22 protein-coding genes are annotated in these 21,529 nt (G+C 38.3%); 20 read left to right on the plus strand and 2 right to left on the minus strand.

What is annotated here, in order from left to right; translation table 11 throughout:
• The first annotated feature begins 380 nt into the window (after window positions 1-380).
• The 5 genes from JZO76_RS06505 (at window position 381) to JZO76_RS06525 (ending at window position 3,585) form a co-directional block, all read left to right on the plus strand.
• Window positions 381-626 carry a Blp family class II bacteriocin gene (locus tag JZO76_RS06505; protein ID WP_206903343.1) on the plus strand — a complete coding sequence of 82 codons (246 nt, stop codon included), beginning with the start codon at window positions 381-383 and terminating at the stop codon, window positions 624-626.
• 135 nt (window positions 627-761) lie between these two features.
• Entirely contained in the window at window positions 762-977 is a 216-nt protein-coding gene (locus JZO76_RS06510) for a Blp family class II bacteriocin (protein ID WP_206903344.1), read from the plus strand.
• 2 nt (window positions 978-979) lie between these two features.
• Window positions 980-1,150 (plus strand): hypothetical protein, encoded by a 171-nt coding sequence (locus tag JZO76_RS06515; RefSeq protein WP_206903345.1) that lies wholly within the window; start codon window positions 980-982, stop codon window positions 1,148-1,150.
• Between the two features lie 411 nt (window positions 1,151-1,561).
• Window positions 1,562-2,782, plus strand: a complete 1,221-nt coding sequence (locus JZO76_RS06520) for a hypothetical protein (RefSeq protein WP_206903346.1) — start codon at window positions 1,562-1,564, stop codon at window positions 2,780-2,782.
• Between the two features lie 80 nt (window positions 2,783-2,862).
• Window positions 2,863-3,585 (plus strand): CPBP family intramembrane glutamic endopeptidase, encoded by a 723-nt coding sequence (locus tag JZO76_RS06525; protein WP_206903347.1) that lies wholly within the window; start codon window positions 2,863-2,865, stop codon window positions 3,583-3,585.
• 317 nt (window positions 3,586-3,902) lie between these two features.
• Here the strand turns inward: JZO76_RS06525 and guaA are convergent, their stop codons facing one another.
• Window positions 3,903-5,468, minus strand: coding sequence for a glutamine-hydrolyzing GMP synthase (guaA, locus tag JZO76_RS06530; protein WP_206903348.1), 1,566 nt, complete (start codon window positions 5,466-5,468; stop codon window positions 3,903-3,905).
• 82 nt (window positions 5,469-5,550) lie between these two features.
• The gene (coaA, locus tag JZO76_RS06535) at window positions 5,551-6,474 is read right to left on the minus strand and encodes a type I pantothenate kinase (protein ID WP_206903349.1); all 924 of its coding nucleotides are present in this window, start codon (window positions 6,472-6,474) and stop codon (window positions 5,551-5,553) included.
• A 237-nt stretch (window positions 6,475-6,711) separates the two neighbouring features.
• Between coaA and JZO76_RS06540 the strand changes: the two genes are divergently transcribed.
• The 15 genes from JZO76_RS06540 (at window position 6,712) to deoD (ending at window position 21,357) form a co-directional block, all read left to right on the plus strand.
• Entirely contained in the window at window positions 6,712-7,284 is a 573-nt protein-coding gene (locus JZO76_RS06540) for an SGNH/GDSL hydrolase family protein (RefSeq protein ID WP_206903350.1), read from the plus strand.
• Window positions 7,285-7,288: 4 nt separating this feature from the next.
• Window positions 7,289-7,894 (plus strand): class I SAM-dependent methyltransferase, encoded by a 606-nt coding sequence (locus JZO76_RS06545; RefSeq protein WP_206903351.1) that lies wholly within the window; start codon window positions 7,289-7,291, stop codon window positions 7,892-7,894.
• A 190-nt stretch (window positions 7,895-8,084) separates the two neighbouring features.
• The gene (locus JZO76_RS06550) at window positions 8,085-8,363 is read left to right on the plus strand and encodes a hypothetical protein (RefSeq protein WP_206903352.1); all 279 of its coding nucleotides are present in this window, start codon (window positions 8,085-8,087) and stop codon (window positions 8,361-8,363) included.
• A 24-nt stretch (window positions 8,364-8,387) separates the two neighbouring features.
• A complete protein-coding gene (locus tag JZO76_RS06555) occupies window positions 8,388-9,311 on the plus strand; it encodes a LacI family DNA-binding transcriptional regulator (protein ID WP_206903353.1) in 924 nt (307 codons plus the stop codon).
• 180 nt (window positions 9,312-9,491) lie between these two features.
• Window positions 9,492-10,511, plus strand: a complete 1,020-nt coding sequence (locus tag JZO76_RS06560) for a LacI family DNA-binding transcriptional regulator (protein WP_206903354.1) — start codon at window positions 9,492-9,494, stop codon at window positions 10,509-10,511.
• A 124-nt stretch (window positions 10,512-10,635) separates the two neighbouring features.
• Entirely contained in the window at window positions 10,636-11,937 is a 1,302-nt protein-coding gene (locus JZO76_RS06565) for a pyrimidine-nucleoside phosphorylase (protein WP_206903355.1), read from the plus strand.
• Window positions 11,938-12,077: 140 nt separating this feature from the next.
• Entirely contained in the window at window positions 12,078-12,740 is a 663-nt protein-coding gene (gene deoC / locus JZO76_RS06570) for a deoxyribose-phosphate aldolase (RefSeq protein ID WP_206903356.1), read from the plus strand.
• A gap of 89 nt (window positions 12,741-12,829) precedes the next feature.
• Complete coding sequence (locus JZO76_RS06575; RefSeq protein ID WP_206903357.1) at window positions 12,830-13,228, plus strand: cytidine deaminase; 399 nt, start codon at window positions 12,830-12,832, stop codon at window positions 13,226-13,228.
• A gap of 79 nt (window positions 13,229-13,307) precedes the next feature.
• Window positions 13,308-14,429, plus strand: coding sequence for a BMP family lipoprotein (locus tag JZO76_RS06580; protein WP_206903358.1), 1,122 nt, complete (start codon window positions 13,308-13,310; stop codon window positions 14,427-14,429).
• A gap of 250 nt (window positions 14,430-14,679) precedes the next feature.
• On the plus strand, window positions 14,680-16,242 hold the full coding sequence (locus tag JZO76_RS06585) for an ABC transporter ATP-binding protein (protein ID WP_206903648.1): 1,563 nt from the start codon (window positions 14,680-14,682) through the stop codon (window positions 16,240-16,242).
• Window positions 16,235-17,386, plus strand: a complete 1,152-nt coding sequence (locus JZO76_RS06590) for an ABC transporter permease (protein WP_242595821.1) — start codon at window positions 16,235-16,237, stop codon at window positions 17,384-17,386. The genes JZO76_RS06585 and JZO76_RS06590 overlap by 8 nt, the downstream gene beginning before the upstream one ends.
• A complete protein-coding gene (locus JZO76_RS06595; protein WP_206903360.1) occupies window positions 17,386-18,339 on the plus strand; it encodes an ABC transporter permease in 954 nt (317 codons plus the stop codon). Before JZO76_RS06590 ends, JZO76_RS06595 begins: the two co-directional genes overlap by 1 nt.
• A 142-nt stretch (window positions 18,340-18,481) precedes the next feature.
• Entirely contained in the window at window positions 18,482-19,648 is a 1,167-nt protein-coding gene (gene deoB, locus JZO76_RS06600; RefSeq protein ID WP_206903361.1) for a phosphopentomutase, read from the plus strand.
• Between the two features lie 116 nt (window positions 19,649-19,764).
• Window positions 19,765-20,583, plus strand: coding sequence for a purine-nucleoside phosphorylase (locus JZO76_RS06605; RefSeq protein WP_206903362.1), 819 nt, complete (start codon window positions 19,765-19,767; stop codon window positions 20,581-20,583).
• Window positions 20,584-20,649: 66 nt separating this feature from the next.
• Window positions 20,650-21,357 (plus strand): purine-nucleoside phosphorylase, encoded by a 708-nt coding sequence (gene deoD / locus JZO76_RS06610; protein ID WP_206903363.1) that lies wholly within the window; start codon window positions 20,650-20,652, stop codon window positions 21,355-21,357.
• Window positions 21,358-21,529 lie beyond the last annotated feature (172 nt).

The raw sequence follows: 21,529 nt of genomic DNA on the forward strand, positions 1-21,529 counted from the left end.
ATGTTTGCGACAATAACTATTTTTATCCTAAATAACTATAAATAATTGTTGTCACTCTTAATAAAATAATAAGTTCATAATAGTTGCGCAACTATTTGATTTTTTGCTTTAGACGTAGCTCAAATAACATTTTCTACAAGAAAGAGATAAAGTAGGCTGATTAAAATACCATTACAGATGAAAAGAAAGACAAGTATTATTTTGACATTCAATATTCTTTTTTTAATGGGAGTATTGAATATTGATGCTATGATTTCCAATAATAGTTTTAATCATTTTAAGTTGATGTTAAATATTATTGGAATGATTTTATTATCTGTTGCCCTTGTCTTTTCTTTAAAAAAGGAAAAAAAGAATATAAATTACTAGGAGGAATCTACATGGAAAACTTATCACATTTTGAAAACGTATCTTTTGAAGAGCTAAGCGTGATTGATGGAGGTGGATGCAGTTGGCAAGGAGCCGGAAATGCAGCTGTTTCCGGAGCTATTGGTGGTGCTATCGGCGGTGCGTTTGGCGGATCAGTAACATTACCTGTTGTTGGCACGGTAGCCGGATGGGCAGCTGGTGGAATCCTTGGTGGTGCAGGTGGTGCTGTCGCATATGGTGCTACTTGTTGGTGGTAATTTGATGAAGATGCTTGGGTATCTTCTGCTAGGTTTTTTCATAGGTTTACTAGTTACTTTTAAATCAAAAGCATCTTCAAAAAAAGAAACTTGCACTAAGAATGAAAAAAATAATAAACACTAGGAGGAATCTATATGGAAAACCTATCACATTTTGAAAACGTATCTTTTGAAGAATTAGAAATGGTTGAAGGTGGAGCAAATGCTTGTGAGTGGGGCGTAGGATTTGCAGGTTTTGCAATTGGCGGTATTTATTCCGCAGCTGCTACAGCAATCGGTGGTCCAGTTGCAGGATACTTGGTCGGTGCGGCAACAGCAGGAGCTTTCATCGAAATTTCTTCCCATTGTTAAGCATGGAAGTAAAGAAGATATTTCAATTTTCCGGATCGTTCGTTGGAGCTTTAATTTTTGGCGGGATTGGTATACAAAATGGAGACGCCATTTTTATTACAGTTGGTGCTGTTTTCTTCATGGTCTTTTGCTACCTATCCTTGAAATATCCTGACTATCATAAAAAGAAATAAGAGAACAGGAAGCATTATTAATGCAGTATTTTAAATCTGATATGTACAGGGGTACTGGAGGATGCACAATGTGTGAATGTGACATTATGGAGGTTGCAGAATAATGGGTTTCTTCCTTTTCATTCTATTTATTTTTGTAATTTGTCTTATCCCTATTAGGCAAATATATCTGAAACAATATTCTATTTCTAAAAGCAAAAGGAGTAGTTTGTTAAAAACTGCTCCTTTTGTAATTGTTGACATTCTAGAGAAAATAGCAAATTTTTTCATTAGATAATATCTTGACATAAGAAATAAATCCTTTTTTTAGAAAATTCTTTGTACTACTAAGTATGCGGTAAATCTATACACATTACAGCAATTTTTGATAATACATTCTTATTTGATCAAAACAAGAAGGAAGGTACTTATATGAAGCTAGTTAAGTCAATTGGTTCTCTCTCACTATTTTTGTGTTTTATTTTTATAACACAAATTTCCTATGCTACAACAATGGATACATCTGATAGTGAACGGGAGATTCAAATCGAAAATGAGATTCAAAATAATGACGAATTGATTCCGCAAAAGCAATCAGATTTTTCCGATTCGTCAAACGATAACAGCAATAGCACTTCTGATCAACAAGAAAATAAAGATTTTTCTGTTGATTCTGAGGTAAGTACAGATAGTAGTGTACTCACCGTAGAAGAAACTAGTGACACTTTAGCACCAACAAAGAGCAATGAAGAAATTATTCAAGAAGAAGCGACTTTAAATGAACCGTCAGAAAGTCAGGAACCTATACAGAAACCTATAACAGAAACAACTATTCAAAATGAGTCAGAAGACTCTAAGGAGTCTGAAATTGTAAATGATTCTACTCTAAATACCGATGAAGAAGTTTCTGTGGATGAGTATATGGAAAATGTTGCTGATTTCAATAAAATATCAATCACTGATGTCGAAAACTTGTTCTATACAGAGGGTGAGACCGTGCTATACATAGGACGACCCACTTGCTACTATTGTCGTCAATTCTCGCCTGAGTTAAAAAAATTTAATGAGTTAATTGGAGATACACTCAGTTATTATGACATCGATGGTTCAGACTTTGACGAACAAGCCGCTGATTTAATTTTTGTAAAAATTGGTATTCCAGGAACACCAACAACTATGTATATAAAAGATGGACAAGTTCTTAGTGCATGGGTTGGTGGTGAAATTTCTGGACAGGAACTATACAATTTTCTCTACCAAAATAAAGAAAACCCAGCGAATGAACCAGATGAAGAACTAGTCGAGCTTCCCACCGATTCTGATAGTTCGGATATCAAAGACGTACAAGAAAATGAAATTGTTACACCTGTAAAAACATCTGATACAAGCTCAGTGAACTCAACGTTACAAACTCACAAAAAGAGAAATCAAATTGAGCTCTCCACTACAGATAGTGTTTCTGAAAAACATAACGTAATTCATAATATTAAATTGTCCCAATCAAAAAATGAAACTAATAGTAATTCTAATATTGAAGCAACCCTTCCGAAATTGAGTGAAAAGAAGTCTTCCTTAACCACAATCGGATTAGCTTTTCTGTTTCTCACTGGATCACTTTTTATTGGTTATCTAAAGAAATCAGAAGAAAATTAGGAAGTAACAAAAAAACTTACATGAAAATAACCGAGCGAAGTTACACTACATTGAGAACTTGACAAGGAGAGTATGATTTTATGGAGAGTCCCCTTATTTATCCAACGCTTAAAACAAGAATAATTAACTGTTTAAAACTGTTTGGCTTTATCATATGGGCAATAATGCCTATTAATTTGAGCATGGTTTTGAATGTGACACAAGAGAAAACTCCTATCTTCCTTAGGTGGATTTTAGTGGGTGTATGGATTGCATTCACTATATTTACAATCAAATGGCTTTGGGCGTACTATATCCGTCATACGACTGATACAGTCAAGCGTCTCCGCTTAAAAGATATTGGTATCGGACTACTATTCTTCATTCTTTTGCGTATAATCGCAGTAGTTGGCACTTTAGCACTACAGGCTGTGTATCAACAGAATATGTCCGCAAATGATGCAGCCCTACAAAGTAATGATCCCGCAAAAATCTATCCAATATACTTCATTATTTTTAACGTATGTATTGGAATAATTGCCCCAATCATTGAAGAGCTAGTATTTCGAGGAATTTTTACTAATCTTCTCTTTTTCAAACATAGAAAGTTTTTGCCTTTAATTGTTACTTCGGTAATATTTTCCTTTTTGCATGGTAGTGAAAATATCATCACTTTCTTAATGTATTTTTCAATTGGAGCCGTACTATATCTAGCTTACTTGAGAAGAAGGAATATAGCAGATTCAATTTTAGTACACATATTGAATAATGGACTGCTCATGATAGTGTCTACTATTAACTATGTAATTATTCTTTTGAATTAATTTTTAGAGAAAGAAATTCTTCGATATTAAATTTTTGCAAATTTACAAACAGTAAATAAATCTAAAAGATACTTTTTCTAGATATAGAAGAGTATCTTTTCATTTTATTTTCGATAGTGCTATTTTGGCGGGATTTATTTATTCTTTGAAAATATATCACTTGAAAACCTTATAAAATCAAGCCTAAATAAAATCCCGGCAGAATTCTCTGGCGGGATTTTGGCGGGGAACCTAATGAAAATAGGCTCTTTTTATCCATTCTACATTAAGCTAAATGCTGTTAAATCAACATTCCGAAACCTTATAAGGTTACTTCATTATTCCCACTCCACAGTTGCAGGTGGCTTAGAGGTAATATCGTACACGATTCGATTTACGTGGTCTACTTCGTTGACGATGCGGACAGAGATTTTTTGTAAGACATCCCAAGGGATACGAGCAAAGTCTGCTGTCATGCCGTCGATTGAAGTAACGGCACGAATACCGACAGTGTAATCATACGTACGGCCGTCTCCCATTACGCCAACTGAGCGAATACCAGGTAAGACAGTGAAGTATTGCCAAATGTCACGGTCAAGGCCGGCTGCGGCGATTTCTTCTCGTAAGATAGCATCTGATTCTCGCACGACTTCTAATTTTTCTTCGGTTAATTCACCTAAGACACGAATGCCAAGACCAGGGCCTGGAAATGGTTGACGCCAAACGATAGCGTCAGGCATGCCAAGCTGTGTTCCTAATTCCCGCACTTCGTCTTTGAATAACGTGTTTAATGGTTCGATTAATTTAAATTGCATATCTTCTGGTAGACCGCCAACATTGTGGTGAGACTTAATGGTTTGTGCTGTTTCAGTACCAGATTCAATGACGTCAGTGTAAAGAGTACCTTGAGCTAAAAATGAGATACCTTCTTCACCGGCAAGTTTTGTTGCTTCGTCATCAAAGACATAGACGAATTCGTTACCGATAATTTTACGTTTTTGTTCAGGGTCAGAAACACCTTTTAATTTGTCTAAGAAACGATCACGAGCATCAACTTTAATGATGTTTAAGCCAAATTTACCGCCAAGGCTTTCCATTACTTGTTTGCCTTCATCTTTACGTAAAAGACCGTGGTCAACGAAGATACACGTTAGTTGGTCCCCAATGGCTTTTTGTAATAAGACGCCAACAACAGAGGAGTCAACGCCGCCGGATAATCCAAGTAATACTTTTTTATCACCGACAGTTTCACGGATCTGTGCAATTTGCATTTCGATGAAGTTATCCATTGACCAGTCGCCTTTACATTGGCAGACATCCATTGCAAAGTGACGCAATAATTCATTGCCGTATTCAGAGTGACGAACTTCAGCATGAAATTGGATACCGTAAATTTTGTCTTCTTTATTTTGGATAGAAGCGATTGGGCAATCTTTACTTGTTGCTACAACTTCAAAACCTGCTGGTGTTTGTGTTACCAAATCACCGTGGCTCATCCAAACGTTTTGTTTTTTCGGTGTACCGACAAAAAGTTCTGCGTCATCGGCAGTTACTTCTAATTCAGCTTTACCGTATTCTTTGTTTAACGCGGGCTCAACCTTACCACCTAATTTATAAGTGATTAGCTGCATGCCGTAACAAATACCTAGAACTGGGATTCCCAATTTCAAAATCTCTTCATCAATGCCAAAGGCGCCTTCATCATAAACGCTGTTTGGTCCGCCGGAAAGAATAATTCCCTTTGGATTAATGGCTTTGACTTCTTCTGCAGTGATTTTGTGGCTCATCAATTCAGAAAAGACACCAAATTCACGAATGCGGCGTGTAATCAATTGGTTGTACTGGCTACCATAGTCCAAAACGATAATCTTTTCGACTGTCGGCAGGTGGTCAACATTTGTCACAGTTAAATCCCTCGATTCTTCAGATTATTTATTGTAAAGAAGTAAGCTTCTTACAAGCAGTTTAACAGGCATGAAAATAAAATCAATATTTTCGCAAATAGATTTCATCAATTAAATGATGGTTTGTTTTATGGAGAATTATATCTGCTCTGCTTCTAGTAGGCAAGATGTACTCTTCTAAATTCTTCAAATTCACATTTTGCCAGACGCTTTCAGCCATTTTAACCGCTTTTTTGCGATCGCCAATGGCAAATTGATAATAATAATTGGTTGGATCTAAAAAGGCGGTATCCAGTAATTGCTCAAAACGTTCCAAATACCATTGTTCAATTAATTCGGGCTTAGCATCGACAAAAAGTGAGAAATCAAAAAAGTCGCTAACGTAAATTTGTTGGTTTTGTGGCAGTTGTAGCGTATTAATCCCTTCGACAATTAAAATATCTGGTTGTTCAATCAATTCAAATTCATTGGGGATAATATCGTAAACATTATGGGAATAAACAGGTACTTGAATGGAATTCTTGCCAGATTTTACTTCATTTAAAAACTGGATCAAACGTTCCATGTCGTAACTTTCGGGAAAACCTTTGCGATCCATGATCCCTTTTTGAGCTAATACTTGGTTTGGGTATAAAAATCCATCGGTTGTAATTAGTTGAACATTACGTCGAGGAAATAGCCGCGAAAGTAATGTTTGGACTAGGCGAGCAGTGGTTGATTTTCCCACCGCCACTGAACCAGCAATTCCGATAATAAAAGGTGGTGTTTTGACATAACGATGTAAGAAGAGACCTTTACTTAAGTTGAGTGATTCTGCTTCTTTCATATATAAATGAATCAAATGACACAACGGAATGTAAACATCCTCGACATCTTGCATCGATAGGCGGTCATTTAGACTCTTGATGCCATCCAATTCTTCTTGGGTTAAGGGCATATTGTTACTATTGTAAAATCCCTGCCATTCTTGACGGGAAATTTTGTAGTAATTCATTTTTTCCTCCATGAGCGACTCCTTTTGGCTATTTTTCAGAAAAAGCCAACAACATTTCCATAGCGGATATGACAATATGCGCTAGGACTTCGCGAACATTTTAACACATAATGGTCGCTATTATCAGTAAAAACACAAATAAATGCAGTTTAACGGTCTTTCTGCTAGTATAAAGATGGATGATATTTCAGGGCAAGCTGTAAAATAGGTTTACGTTGAATTTAAAAAAATTTTAAAGGAGCGAGGAACATGAAAAAAATTGTAATAATAGGCGATAGTATCGCAGCCGGTTTTTTTGAAGGGCAAGTCACAGACTTATTAAATGAATATGTGACAGATACACTAACAGGGATGGGCTTTCCAGATTATACGGTCGTTAATTTGGGAGAACGTGGTGCGTCAAGTGCTACAGCTTTGGAACAATTACCTAAAGCAGAAGCTGAAAATCCTGATTTTGTCGCAATTAATGTTGGCATTAATGATGCTATCAACAATCGCGAGAACGTGAAAGAATACGGCGAAAACTTGAAAAAAATGATTACGGCTTTTCCAGCTGAAAAAGTCATTTTAGTTGGCCCAAGCTGGGTAGATCTGACGATTAAAACCGCCGGAAATAAAGAAACACTCGTGAAATATATTGCAATGGCAAAAGATATCGCACAAGAAACTGGTGTGAACTACATTGATATGTATCATCATATGGAAGTTTACCCAGATCCAGCTGAATTTTTACAAAGTGATGGTTTACATCCATCAAAATTCGGGTATCATCTATTAGGAGCGCTAATTGCGCGGGATATTAAAAATAAACTATTAGGATGAAATTATGAGTGATCATTATTATACCAATCAACCCAATGCAGCCCACGACTTTGCTGAATTTGATTTTGAACTAAAAGGGCGCAGATTGCGCTTTGTGACCGATAGCGGCGTTTTTTCCCGCAATACAATCGATTATGGTTCGAGAGTTTTAATTGAAACCTTTACTGCTAATAATTTGCCCGCCGGAGCATTGCTTGATGTCGGCTGCGGCTATGGCCCGATTGGGTTGGCGATAGCGGCGACAACCGATCGCTTTGTTGAAATGGTGGATGTTAACGAGCGGGCAATTGACTTGGCATGTGGCAATGCGAGCCGCAATCAAATTGAAAATGTCGACATTCATGAAAGTGACATTTATGCAGACGTAAAAAAGACAAGCTATGCTGCAATTTTAAGTAACCCGCCAATTCGTGCCGGTAAAAAAGTTGTTCATGCTATCTTAAGCGATGCCTATCCCTTACTTATGCCAGGCGGCACATTGACTGTGGTCATTCAAAAAAAACAAGGTGCTCCTAGCGCCGAAAAAAAAATGCAAGCAGTCTTTGGCAACTGTGAAATTTTAACAAAAGACAAAGGCTATTATATTTTGCAAAGTGTAAAAGAAGATTAATGAATAAAAAGCAACTTTTCCCAGGAAAATTCAAATGGGAAAAGTTGTTTTTTTGCTGTAAAAAAAAATAAACTTTTTCCTTGCTCTGAAACGAGTTTCATACATTATGCTCTAAATGTAGTTGGAAGAAAGCAAAGAAAGTGCTTTTTTATAATGTTAAATATGAAACAAAAAATAGGGGGAATGAAAGATGTTTACGTATGTGAAATTAACTAAAAATGGTTGTACCCAGCTTTATTATGTGCAAGTGGAAGTCTCAGCGGGAAAACTTAATTTACATGATGTCAGCGGCCTACAAGCACGCCAAATTTTATCTGAGAAGATTTGTGATTTAGATTGGCAAGTTTTTGATGAATATTATGGCGGACGACGTTTTTCATTTGGCAAAGATGAGATGAGTTGCCAAGTTTATGAAGCGGGGCTTGCTGTGATAGACTATTTATATAATCAATTACAAGTAGCTGTATAACAGGTAAGAGACGAGGTGGGAAAAGTGGCAAACATCCGCGATATTGCAAAGCTAACGGGTTATTCGGTGACGACCATTTCACGGGTGATCAACAATCATCCCTATGTGGCAGAAGATAAGCGACAAAAAGTTTTGCAGGTAATGGCAGAGCTGGATTATAAACCGAATCGGACTGCGCAAAATTTAAGTAAAGGCCGGACGCGTAATGTGGGGGTCATTGTCCCTTTTGTAGATCATCCTTTTTATAATCAGTTATTAAAAGGCATTATGCGGGCCGCTTTTGCCCACCAATATAAAATTACATTACTGCCAACTAATTATGATAAAAAGCTAGAAAAAAGTTATTTAGAAGAGTTAGCAGCTAAAAGTTTTGACGGGTTAATCGTGACAACCAGAGCCAATCACATGGATGTTTTTTTACCTTACCTTAAAAAAAATAATATTGTTTTTTGTGAGGCTTCTGGCTTAAAAGAAATCAGTTATGTTGCCATTGATTTGGCTAAATCATTAAAAGAAAGCATCCTCTACTTAAAAGAACAAGGGGTGAAGCGCTTGGGTTTAACGCTAGGGCGCAGTAAGCGCATAAGTGGTAATTCTATTTTAACCATTGAACAAAGCCAAAAATACTTTCCTAATTTTTCAGCAGACAACATTTTTTGGGACTGTATTCATGCTGAAGACGGCATTCAAGCGGCAGAATTTTTTAAAGAGCAAGCAGTGGATGGAATTATCACCAACGGCGATGAAGTCGCCGCGATGATTTTAGCGCAATACCCTTCAAATGCACAGCCTTTGGTCATTGGTCGGGAAAATTTATTGGTGAGCCAACTCCTTCATTTTTCAACCGTTGATCATCAATTAAAGCAATGTGGCAAAGCAGCCTTCCAACTTTTTTATGATGAAAAAAAAGCGCAAATAACAATTCCACATCAGTTGATAATTCGATAAAAAAGACCTCTGTAGTTTTTTCTATAGAGGTCTTTTTAGCTGCTGAAAATTTTGGGAAAAGTTTTTCATTACTTTATTTTCATGAGGTAAAAAGACATCAGAAAATTTGTCGCAAGAATAATTCACCCGCTATTTTTTTAAAGTAGATTTTGGTACACTAGGGCTTGTGGGGGGATTAAAATGAAGATGACCATTAAACAAATTGCGGAAATGGCAGGGGTATCTGTGACAACGGTTTCGCAAATTTTAAATAATAAAGGGACGCGCTTTAGTAATGAAACCAGACAACGGGTCTGGGATATCGTAAATAAATATCACTATAAGCCTGATTTTTTTGCGTCTAATTTGATTAATCGTCGCTCAAAAACAATTGGGATGATTATTCCAGATGTGACAGATTTTTTCTTCTCAAAAGTAGTCGAAGGGGCAGAACGTTATGTTAATCCGCTTGGCTATATGATTATTTTGTGTAACTCCCAACAAAGCCAAGAAAAAGAGATTACGTATTTAGAAGAACTTAGTCACCGTTCAGTAGACGGGGTTTTATTTGCAACGCCGCATTTATTGCCAAGTGGCTATGAAATTGGGAGCCCAATTTATCACAACATGCCGACGATTTTAATTGATCGCGGGATTAACCAACGCAGCAATGGCCGTTTAATTGTCAAAGATTACGAAGGTGCTTATCAAGCCGTAAGTTATCTTATCTCACAAGGACACCAAAACATCGGTATGCTAAAAGAAAGTACCGGCTATTACCAATTGCAAGAGAGGTTTAATGGGTATCGCCATTGCTTAAAAGATCACGGTATCGCCTATAAAGGACGCTATGTGGTAGAAAATGAGTTAACAGTAGCTGGTGGTTACCAAGCTGCTAAGGAACTATTGCGACAAAAAGAATTAACAGCTATTTTTTGTAGCAATGATTCGATGGCAATCGGCTGTTACCAGGCAATTTATGAATTAGGAAAAAAAGTGCCAGAAGATATTTCGGTGATTGGATTTGATGGCTTGAATTTGACAGAATACGTGACACCTCCGTTAACTACCGTTTTGCAACCAGCTTTTGATATTGGTTTTTACGCCGCTAAATTTTTAGTCGACGCAATCGAGTTTCCCAAACGACGAATTCCGAATAAAGTATTTGATACTAAATTAATTATTCGTGAGAGTGTGATGACCTTGACAAGTGAGGAGTAATACAGTATATTGCTCCTGTAAGCGCTTTAACAGGTTGGGGTTTATTAGGTAAACTGTTTTACTAAAGTGGTTTACCAATTGAATTATTGTTGTATAATAACACTGGACTTAAGGAGGAAAAGGCATGCGAATGGTCGATTTAATCGAAAAGAAGCGTGATGGTCAATTGTTATCTAAAGAAGAAATTGACTTTATTATTACAGAATACACAAATGGTGATATTCCAGATTATCAAATGAGCGCTTTGTTGATGGCGATTTATTTTACAGATATGACAGATGAAGAAATTACGAACTTAACTTTAGCGATGGCACATTCTGGAGAAGTTATCGATTTATCTTCAATTGAAGGAATCAAAGTAGATAAACATTCTACCGGTGGGGTGGGAGATACTACTACTTTGGTGCTCGCACCACTGGTGGCAAGTGTGGGAGTTCCTGTTGCAAAAATGTCTGGTCGTGGTTTGGGCTTTACTGGCGGAACGTTAGATAAATTAGAGGCCATCCCAGGTTTTAAAATTGAAATTTCAGACGAAGAATTTATTAAAATCGTAAACGAAAGTAAAGTGGCTGTGATTGGTCAATCAGGTGATTTGGCGCCAGCGGATAAAAAACTTTACGCTTTGCGGGACGTCACTGCAACTGTCAGCTCGATTCCGTTAATTGCCAGCTCAATTATGAGTAAAAAAATTGCTTCTGGTGCGGATGCCATCGTTTTAGATGTTACGACTGGTGATGGTGCTTTTATGCGGGATATAAAAGACGCACGGCGCTTGGCCCACACGATGGTGCGCATCGGCAATTTAGCTAATCGTCAAGTAATGGCGGTTGTTTCGGATATGTCACAACCTTTAGGTGAGGCAATTGGAAATAGCTTAGAAGTCGTTGAAGCGATTGAAACGCTAAAAGGCGCTGGACCGGCTGATTTAGTAGAAATGTGTTATGCATTGGGCAGCCAAATGGTCGTGTTAGCCAAACAAGCTCAGACGCTACAAGAAGCGCGGAAAATGTTAGAAGAAGCCCTGACTTCTGGTAAAGCACTAACGAAATTCAAAGAGATGATTAAAAACCAAGGCGGAGATGAAACCGTCGTAGATGAGCCAGAACGTTTACTAACTGCCCAATATGAAATAAAATTGCCAGCTAGAAAAAGTGGTGTTGTCACAAAATTAGTAGCCAATGAAATCGGCATTGCAGCAATGCTTTTAGGGGCAGGTCGTAAGACAAAAGAAGATGAAATCGATTATGCTGTCGGTTTAAAATTGCACAAAAAAATTGGCGATAAAGTTGCTGAAGGCGAGGCACTACTGACCATTTACAGCAATACAGAAGATGTTGCCGCTGTAGAAGCGTTACTTTATCAAAATATTGAAATTGGCGCGACGGCCACTGAACCTCCGCTAATTCACGACATCATCACGAAATGATTGCCTTTTCAAGAATCATTTTTTGAATTGCGAGATACATGGTAAAATAGTCATAATAAGAGTTTTTAATTAAAAATTTGATTTATTTTATAGTTCAAAGAAAATTTAGCAATTAAAATATTTAGGGAGTTGTACAAAACATGGAATTAAATCGCATGATCGATCATACAATTTTAAAAGCAGACGCAACACAAGAAGATGTGTTACGCATTATTGAAGAAGCAAAACAATACCATTTTTATTCTGTCTGCATCAACCCAACTTGGGTAAGTTTTGCGGCAGAACAGTTAAAAGGTGAACCGACAGCTGTTTGTACGGTGATTGGCTTTCCTTTAGGGGCAAACACATCAGAAGTTAAAGCCTATGAAACAACAGATGCCATCAATAATGGTGCAGATGAAGTGGATATGGTAATCAATATTGGTGCGCTAAAATCTACCCAATTTAAAAAAGTTCAACAAGATATTGAAGCGGTGGTAAAGGCAGCGAAAGATAAAGCCTTGGTTAAAGTGATTATTGAAACAGCGCTACTAAATAACGAAGAAATCGTAAAAGCTTGTGAATTAGCTAAAGCAGCAGGAGCAGATTTTGTGAAAACTTCAACTGGCTTTTCAACTGGGGGGGCTGTGGTAGAAGACGTACGCTTGATGCGTCAAACAGTCGGACCAGAAATGGGTGTGAAGGCTTCTGGGGGCATTCATAATGAACAAGAAGCAATGGCAATGGTAGAAGCGGGTGCTAACCGGCTGGGTACTTCGGCTAGTGTAGCAATCGTGACTGGCTCCCAAGGCGGCGGCTACTAAAATTTGGACAAATGAAACAAGATATTTCGATTGAATTTACTAAACGTCAATTACGATTACAATAGGTAAATTTGAGGTCAGGTGGAAAAATGAAAGCAAAAACAGAATGGATTAACGTGGCAACCGAAGCTTTAGATAAAGCCTACGTGCCTTACTCACATTTTCCGGTGGGTGCGTGTTTAGTCACCAAAGCAGGGAAAATTTATCAAGGTTTGAATATTGAAAATGCTTCTTATGGGCTAGCAAACTGCGCCGAACGGACTGCCTTTTTTAAAGCCGTATCAGAAGGCGAAAGAGAATTTAGTCATTTAGTAGTAGCAGGACATACACCAGAACCAATTTCACCATGTGGCGCTTGTCGGCAGGTGATGGCAGAATTCTGTTCACCAGAGATGCCCGTGACGTTAGTTGGCGATCATGGTGTGACAAAAGAAACCACAGTAGGAGAATTATTACCATATTCTTTTACCGATAAAGATTTTGACTAGTAACAACTGGTCGCTAAAACATGTTCATTCAGTCAATAGACTGTTGAAAAAAAACTTACTTTTAGGGGGCTTTACAGAAATGAAAAAAGCAAAATTATTTGGTCTGGCAACAGTTGCGTTAGCATCCATTATGTTGTTAGGTGCCTGCGGTGGCGGCGGAAGTAACAGTACAGACAGCACTGGTGGCGGTTCAGATAAGGGCACAGATGCAAAACATAGTGCTGCAATCGTAACTGACATCGGCGGAATCGATGACCGTTCTTTCAACCAATCAGCTTGGGAAGGTTTACAAGCTTGGGGTAAAGAACACAATTTGAAAAAAGGTGTGGGTGGTTTTAACTACTTCCAATCAAACGACGCATCTCAATACACAACAAACATTGACAATGCCGTTTCAAATGGTTTCAAAACAGTCTTTGGTGTAGGGTATTTATTAACTGATTCAATCGGACAAGCAGCAGATCAAAACCCTGATAATAATTTCGTTATTATTGATAGTGTTATTGATGGCAAAAAGAACGTTGTTTCTGCAACATTTAAAGACAACGAAGCTTCATATTTAGCAGGTTATGCTGCAGCCTATACGACAAAAACAAATAAAGTCGGCTTCATCGGTGGTGAAGAAGGTGCTGTAATCGATCGTTTCGATGCTGGTTTTACGCAAGGGGTTAAAGATGCAGCGAAAAAATTAAACAAAGAAATTACAATCGAAAACGAATATGCTGCTTCATTTAACGATGCCGCTAAAGGTAAAGCTTTAGCAGCAGCAATGTACCGTGACGGCGTAGACGTAATTTTCCACGCTTCTGGCGGTACTGGTGCTGGTGTCTTCTCTGAAGCAAAAGAATTAAACAAAAAATCTACTGAAGCAGAATTAAAAGACAAAAAAGTTTGGGTTTTAGGTGTGGATAGTGATCAAGAAGCAGAAGGTAAATTCCAAACTTCTGATGGTAAAGACGATAACTGTACATTAGCTTCTACACTTAAAGGTGTAGGTGCTGCGGTACAAGATATTTCTAACCGTGCTTTAGAAGACAAATTCCCTGGTGGCGAACACTTGGTATATGGTCTTAAAGACGGTGGCGTTGACTTGACTGAAGGTTTCTTATCAGACGATGCAAAAGCAGCAATTAAAGAAGTTAAAACTGAAGTTGCTGACGGCAAAATCGAAGTACCAGAAGTACCAAAAGACGTTAAATAATTTATTTTTCAGGTCTTGTCTGTTTGACGGGCAAGACCTGATTTTTCAATTGATTTCTTTAAAGGTGAATTTGGCTTTACGTACATGAGGTAAAAAATTTCAAATCCAGCTTTAAGGAAAGCAATTTCCTAGCGGCAGCGCCGCAAAAATTTTTGCATTTATAGATAACGTATTCAATTTTACAAGTTGCGCAAGACGAAAAGTAAGGATGTGAAAAAATTTGGCACAAGAAGAGAAATATGTCATTGAGATGCGGCATATCACCAAAGCTTTCGGCGATTTCAAAGCCAATGACGATATCAATCTACGGGTCAAACCAGGCGAAATTCACGCTCTCTTAGGCGAAAATGGTGCCGGTAAGTCAACATTGATGAATGTTTTGTCAGGATTGTTAGAACCAACTTCTGGTGATATTTTCATGAATGGACAAAAAGTAAATATTACCAGTCCGACGGCTGCCAACAAATTAGGTATCGGAATGGTGCACCAGCATTTTATGCTAGTGGATGCTTTTACTGTGACAGAAAATATCATTTTAGGTAGTGAACCAACAAAAGCTGGCGTGATTGACCGCAAAAAAGCGCGAGCAGAAATTATGCGCGTTTCAGAGCAATATGGTTTGGCTGTTGATCCAGACGCTTATGTCAGAGATATTTCGGTGGGGATGCAACAACGGGTGGAAATTTTAAAAACGTTGTATCGTGGTGCCGAAGTATTGATCTTTGATGAACCAACAGCGGTATTAACACCACAAGAGATTGATGAATTAATCACCATTATGCATGGCTTAGTCAAAGAGGGTAAATCGATTATTCTAATCACCCATAAGTTAGATGAAATTAAAAAAGTGGCGGACCAGTGTACTGTTATTCGTCGTGGTAAAGGAATTGGTACCGTAACAGTTAAAGATGTTACCAGTCAAGAATTAGCTGATATGATGGTAGGCCGCGCAGTTTCCTTTAAAACACCGAAGAAAGATGCCAATCCACAAGAAGTTATCTTGTCGGTTGAAAATCTAGTGGTCAAAGAAAGCCGCGGTTTAGAGGCTGTGAAAAACTTAAGCTTGCAAGTTAGAGCAGGTGAGGTTTTAGGGATTGCTGGTATTGATGGAAACGGTCAATCAGAATTGATTCAAGCGCTAACGGGTTTACGCAAAGTTGAAAGTGGCAAAGTCTTTTTAGACGGCGATGATATCACCAATAAAAAACCGCGCCAAATCGTGGAAAAAGGCGTAGGTCACGTACCTGAAGACCGCCACAAATATGGCTTGGTATTAGAGATGACATTAGCTGAAAATATGGCGTTGCAAACGTATTACCAAGAGCCTTTAAGTAAAAACGGCTTTTTGAATTATGGTGAAATCAATGAAAAAGCGCGAGATTTAATCAAAGAATACGATGTGCGAACGACAAATGAATTGGTTCCAGCCAAAGCATTGTCTGGTGGTAATCAACAAAAAGCCATTATCGCCCGCGAAATTGATCGAAATCCAGACTTGTTAATTGTTGCTAACCCAACGCGCGGTTTGGATGTTGGTGCGATTGAATTTATTCACAAACGCTTAATTGAACAACGGGATAAATTTAAGGCTGTTTTATTAGTTAGCTTTGAACTAGAAGAAATTTTAAATGTTTCCGACCGAATTGTTGTGCTACACGCTGGGGAAATTGTCGGGGAAGTTACACCGCAAGAAACGAGCGAAAAAGAACTTGGTTTATTAATGGCGGGCTATTCTTTAGAAGAAGCACGGGCAGAATTAGCCAAAGAAAGCACACAAGCGCAAACGGAGGAAGTAGGTGAGGCAGTTGAATAATCGTTCTGAAAAAATCAGAAATCTCCTCGTACCGGTTATTGCGGTTTTACTTGGGTTTATCATAGGTGGCATTATTATGGCGGCCTTTGGTTTTAATCCGATTGCCGGTTATAGTCAAATGTTGAAGACCGCCTTTTTAAATCCGCAAACAGGTGCGATTAACCCGCGGAATATTGGGGAAATTTTTGTAACGGCGGGTCCGTTAATCTTCACAGCATTAGGGTTTTCGGTGGCAAATTCAGCCGGCTTTTTCAATATCGGTCTTTCGGGTCAGGCTTTATGTGGCTGGGTTGCTAGTATTTGGGTCGCTTTGGCCCTGCCTGATGCGCCCAAAATCGTAGTTTTACCTTTAGCAATTATTGTTGGGGCTTTAGCTGGTGCAATCGCAGCGGCAATTCCTGGTATTTTACGCGCCTTCTTTGGTACAAGTGAAGTAATTGTAACCATTATGATGAACTATATTTTGCTTTATACAAGTACCCATATTGTCAACAATGTGATGGACGAAAAATTGATGAGTAACAAAGGGGTCACAAAAATGATTGGTGCAAACGGTTCGTTACGAACGGACTTTTTAACCAATATTTCCAATCATTCTCGATTAAACATGGGGATTTTCTTAGCTTTGATTTTCTTGGTGTTGGTTTATTTCTTAATGAAGAAAACGACATTAGGTTATGAAATTCGCTCGGTTGGTTTGAACCCATTTGCGTCTGAATATGCCGGCATGAGTAGTAAACGGACGATCATTGTTTCAATGGTCATTTCTGGTTGTTTAGCTGGTCTTGGTGGTGTGGTTCAAGGTTTAGGTACATTCCAAAACTTCTTTATTCAAGGAACCTCTCTATCCATTGGTTTTGACGGAATGGCGGTTTCGTTACTAGGAAGCGGCAGTTCAGTAGGGATTTTATTGTCAGCATTACTATTTAGTGTCTTGAAACTTGGCGGACAAGGGATGCAAGTTGCAGGTATTCCATCAGAATTGGTGGATGTGGATATTGCCATTATCATCTTCTTTGTCGGCATTAGCTTTGTTATTCGCTTTGCATTAGCAAAATTCTTTGGGCCTAAAAAAGAAGTTGCTGTCGTAACTGAAGTGGAAGCTAGTCCAAGCGACCAGGATGAAGAAGGAGGGAAAATCTAATGAGTATTGATTTAATTGCCTCAATTTTAACCCAAACCTTGATTTATTCCGCTCCTTTAATCTTAACTGCATTAGGTGGAGTTTTCTCTGAACGCAGCGGGATTGTAAACGTTGGTTTGGAAGGTATTATGGTAATGGGGGCCTTCACCTCTATTGTCTTTAACTTGGAAATGTACGATCAATTTGGCGCAATGACACCGTGGCTGGGAATTTTAGTCGGAGGGTTAGCAGGGATTGTCTTTTCATTATTACACGCAGTGGCAACGATTAACTTTCGCGCCGACCATATTATCTCTGGTACTGTTATGAACTTAATGGCGCCAGCTTTGGCAGTCTTTTTAGTCAAAGCTATCTATGGTAAAGGACAAACGGATAATATCAGCGGAACACTTGGTTATTATAGTTTTCCAGTCTTAAAAGACATTCCAGTTATTGGAACAATTTTCTTTAAAGATACGTTTTTACCGGCATATGTTGCCGTTTTGATTGCTGTTTTAGCTTGGTTTATTATTTTTAAAACAAAGTTTGGTTTACGTTTGCGTTCTGTGGGCGAACATCCTCAAGCTGCAGATACGCTAGGAATTAACGTGTATTTAATGCGTTATTCGGGAGTGTTGATTTCTGGCTTTTTAGGCGGGATGGGGGGCGCAGTTTTTGCGCAATCTATTTCTGGTCGTTTTGCCATTACGACAATTGCTGGTCAAGGTTTCATTTCCATGGCGGCAATGATCTTTGGAAAATGGAATCCACTGGGTGCGATGGGAGCAGCGTTATTCTTCGGTTTTGCCCAAAACATCAGTATTGCCGGTGCTAAATTGCCGATTATTTCATCAATTCCAGATGTCTATTTGCAGGCAGCACCGTATGTTCTAACAATTTTAGTGTTGGTAATCTTCTTAGGAAAAGCATCAGGTCCCAAGGCCAACGGTACCAATTATATTAAATCAAAATAGTTTGTTTAAGGGTGGGACTAAGGGACATTGTTGCTTTGTCCTGCTCTTTTTCTATGGATTCAAAAAGTTGTTTATAACTGCCAAATAGGGTGACTTCTAGTAAGATAGAGGTAGCTTAAAATTATAGAAAGTAGGGAATAAAATGTTTAAACGTGTACATTTAATCGTCATGGATTCAGTGGGTATCGGTCAAGCGCCGGATGCCGAAAAATTTGGTGATGTTGGAGCAGATACATTAGGCCACATTGCAAAAGAAGCTGGGTTAACTATCCCGCACTTGGAACAATTAGGTTTAGGGAGCATTCGCCCTCTAACAGGTGTTAAAGATGAAAAAGATCATCAAGGTTATGCCACTAAATTAGAAGAAATCTCTGTGGGCAAAGACACAATGACTGGCCACTGGGAAATTATGGGATTAAATATTAAAAAACCATTCCGCGTTTTCCCAAATGGTTTTCCCGATGAATTATTAAAACAAATTGAAGATTTTTCTGGGCGTAAAGTCGTCTGCAACAAACCTTATTCCGGCACAGAAGTAATTAACGACTATGGTGAACACCAAATGAAAACTGGAGATTTAATCGTGTATACTTCTGCAGATCCAGTTTTACAAATTGCAGCCCACGAGGAAATTATTCCTTTAGAAGAGTTGTATCGTATTTGCCAATTTACTCGCGATATTACAAAAGATGAACCTTATATGATTGGCCGCATTATTGCACGTCCTTATGTAGGCGAACCTGGTAATTTTACCCGCACAAGTAATCGTCACGACTACGCCTTAGATCCGTTTGGTAAAACGGTCTTAGATTCATTAAAAGATAACGGCAAAGATGTCATTGCTGTGGGTAAAATCAACGATATCTTTAACGGCCAAGGTGTTACAGAAGCAATTCGCACAAAGAGTAATATGGACGGTGTGGATAAATTATTAGAAGTAATGAAAAAAGACTTTACCGGTTTAAGTTTTACAAACTTGGTAGACTTTGATGCGTTGTATGGTCACCGCCGCGATGTCGTGGGGTATGCACATGCCATTGAAGATTTTGATTTGCGGATTCCAGAATTGTTGGACAATATGGCCGATGATGATTTGTTGTTAATTACTGCCGATCATGGTAACGATCCAACTTTCCCTGGTACAGATCATACCCGCGAATATGTGCCATTACTTGCTTATAGCAAAAAAATGACCGGAAAAGGCGCATTGCCACAAGGTTTTTATGCTGATATTTCGGCAACTATTGCAGAAAACTTTGCTGTACCGGCAACAGAAAACGGCCAAAGCTTCTTAGCTGCTTTAAAATAAAATTTTTAAGACAAACTGACAGTGGGAAATAGTATTATTTTTTGCTGCTGTCAGTATTGCCTTTGTTAAGTTTTAAAACATTACACAACAGGTTAATGCAATCATGGGAGGTCTTTATGACAGAGATTTTAGCACAATTACAAGAAACGACAGATTTTATCAAAGAACAAGGTGTAAAAGCAGTTGAATTTGGCTTGATTTTAGGTTCTGGCTTAGGAGAATTAGCTGAAGAAATTCAAAATCCAGTGGTGATTTCCTATAATGAAATTCCTCATTTTCCAGTTTCAACAGTCGTGGGACATGCTGGTCAGTTGGTTTATGGCGATTTGGCAGGAAAAAAAGTTTTAGCGATGCAAGGGCGTTTTCATTATTATGAAGGCAACTCGATGCAAACAGTCACTTATCCAGTCCGCGTGATGAAAGCACTTGGCGCACATTCTGTGGTTGTGACCAATGCGTGTGGTGGTGTGAACGAAACATTTGCACCCGGGGATTTGATGTTAATTACAGATCATATTAATTTCATGGGGGCAAATCCTTTAGTTGGTCCTAATGAAGAAAGTATGGGACCACGATTCCCAGATATGAGCCAAGCTTATAGCATAGAATATATGACAGTGGCAAAAGAAGTCGCAAAATCAGCTGGCTTACATTTAAAAGAGGGTGTTTACATGGGCTTTTCTGGTCCAACTTATGAAACACCAGCTGAAATTCGGTTTGCTCGCACAATTGGCGCAGATGCAGTCGGAATGTCAACCGTGCCAGAAGTTATCGTAGCGGCTCATAGTGGCTTAAAAGTATTGGGTATTTCTTGTATCACTAATTTAGCTGCGGGCATGCAAAAAAATCTAAACCATGCAGAAGTGGTGGAAACAACAGAGCGTGTGAAGGCAGAATTTAAAGCGTTAGTGAAAGAAACACTAGCAAAATTATAAAAAAACTGTCAGAATAATTTTAGCAATAAATAATTATCACCAACGAAAAAGGAAAGGAAGTTATTCATGAGCGTTCATATTGAAGCACAGGCCGGTGAAATCGCCGATAAAATTTTATTACCAGGAGATCCATTACGGGCAAAATATATTGCCGAAACTTTTTTAGAAGACCCGATTTGTTACAATAACGTGCGGGGAATGTTAGGTTATACCGGTATTTATAAAGGTGAGCGGGTATCCGTGCAAGGAACTGGCATGGGGATGCCTTCTGCTAGTATTTATGCCCATGAGTTGATTAACTCCTATGGTGTCAAAAAATTAATTCGCGTTGGGACTTGTGGTGCGCTATCAGAAGATGTGCATGTGCGGGATTTGATTATTGCCCAAGCGGCTACGACTAGCTCCTCAATTGTGCAAAAGAATTTTCAATCTTTCCATTATGCACCAATCGCTGATTTTGAATTATTGAAAAATTCTTATGATATTGCAAAAGCAAAAGGTTTTACCACCCATGTTGGGAATATTTTATCAGAAGATACATTTTATAAAGATGATTTGGCTGAAACTTTTGCTTTAGCTGATGTAGGGATTTTAGGCGTGGAAATGGAAGCAGCTGCTCTTTATTATCTAGCAGCGAAATTCCACGTGCAAGCACTTGCCATTTGTACAGTTAGTGATCATATGATTACCGGTGAAGAAACCACCGCAGAAGAACGTCAAATCACATTTAACGATATGATTGAAGTTGGTTTGGAAACGGCAATTAAAGAATAAGTCAAAAGAGGCTAGTTTGAAAAAGATGAATTGTAACGACCTTAAAAAGTTAGAGGAAAAAATCTAATCTTCTAAGGTTGTCAAAAAATTGTCTTTCAAGCAGCCTCTTTTTCTTGTGTAATGTAAGATTTAAGATACCGCTTTCTTTTATAGTAGCTTAGGGGTAAAGTAA

Origin of the sequence: Candidatus Enterococcus myersii (assembly GCF_017316025.1) — a bacterium.
Classification (GTDB): Bacteria; Bacillota; Bacilli; order Lactobacillales; family Enterococcaceae; genus Enterococcus_C; species Enterococcus_C montenegrensis.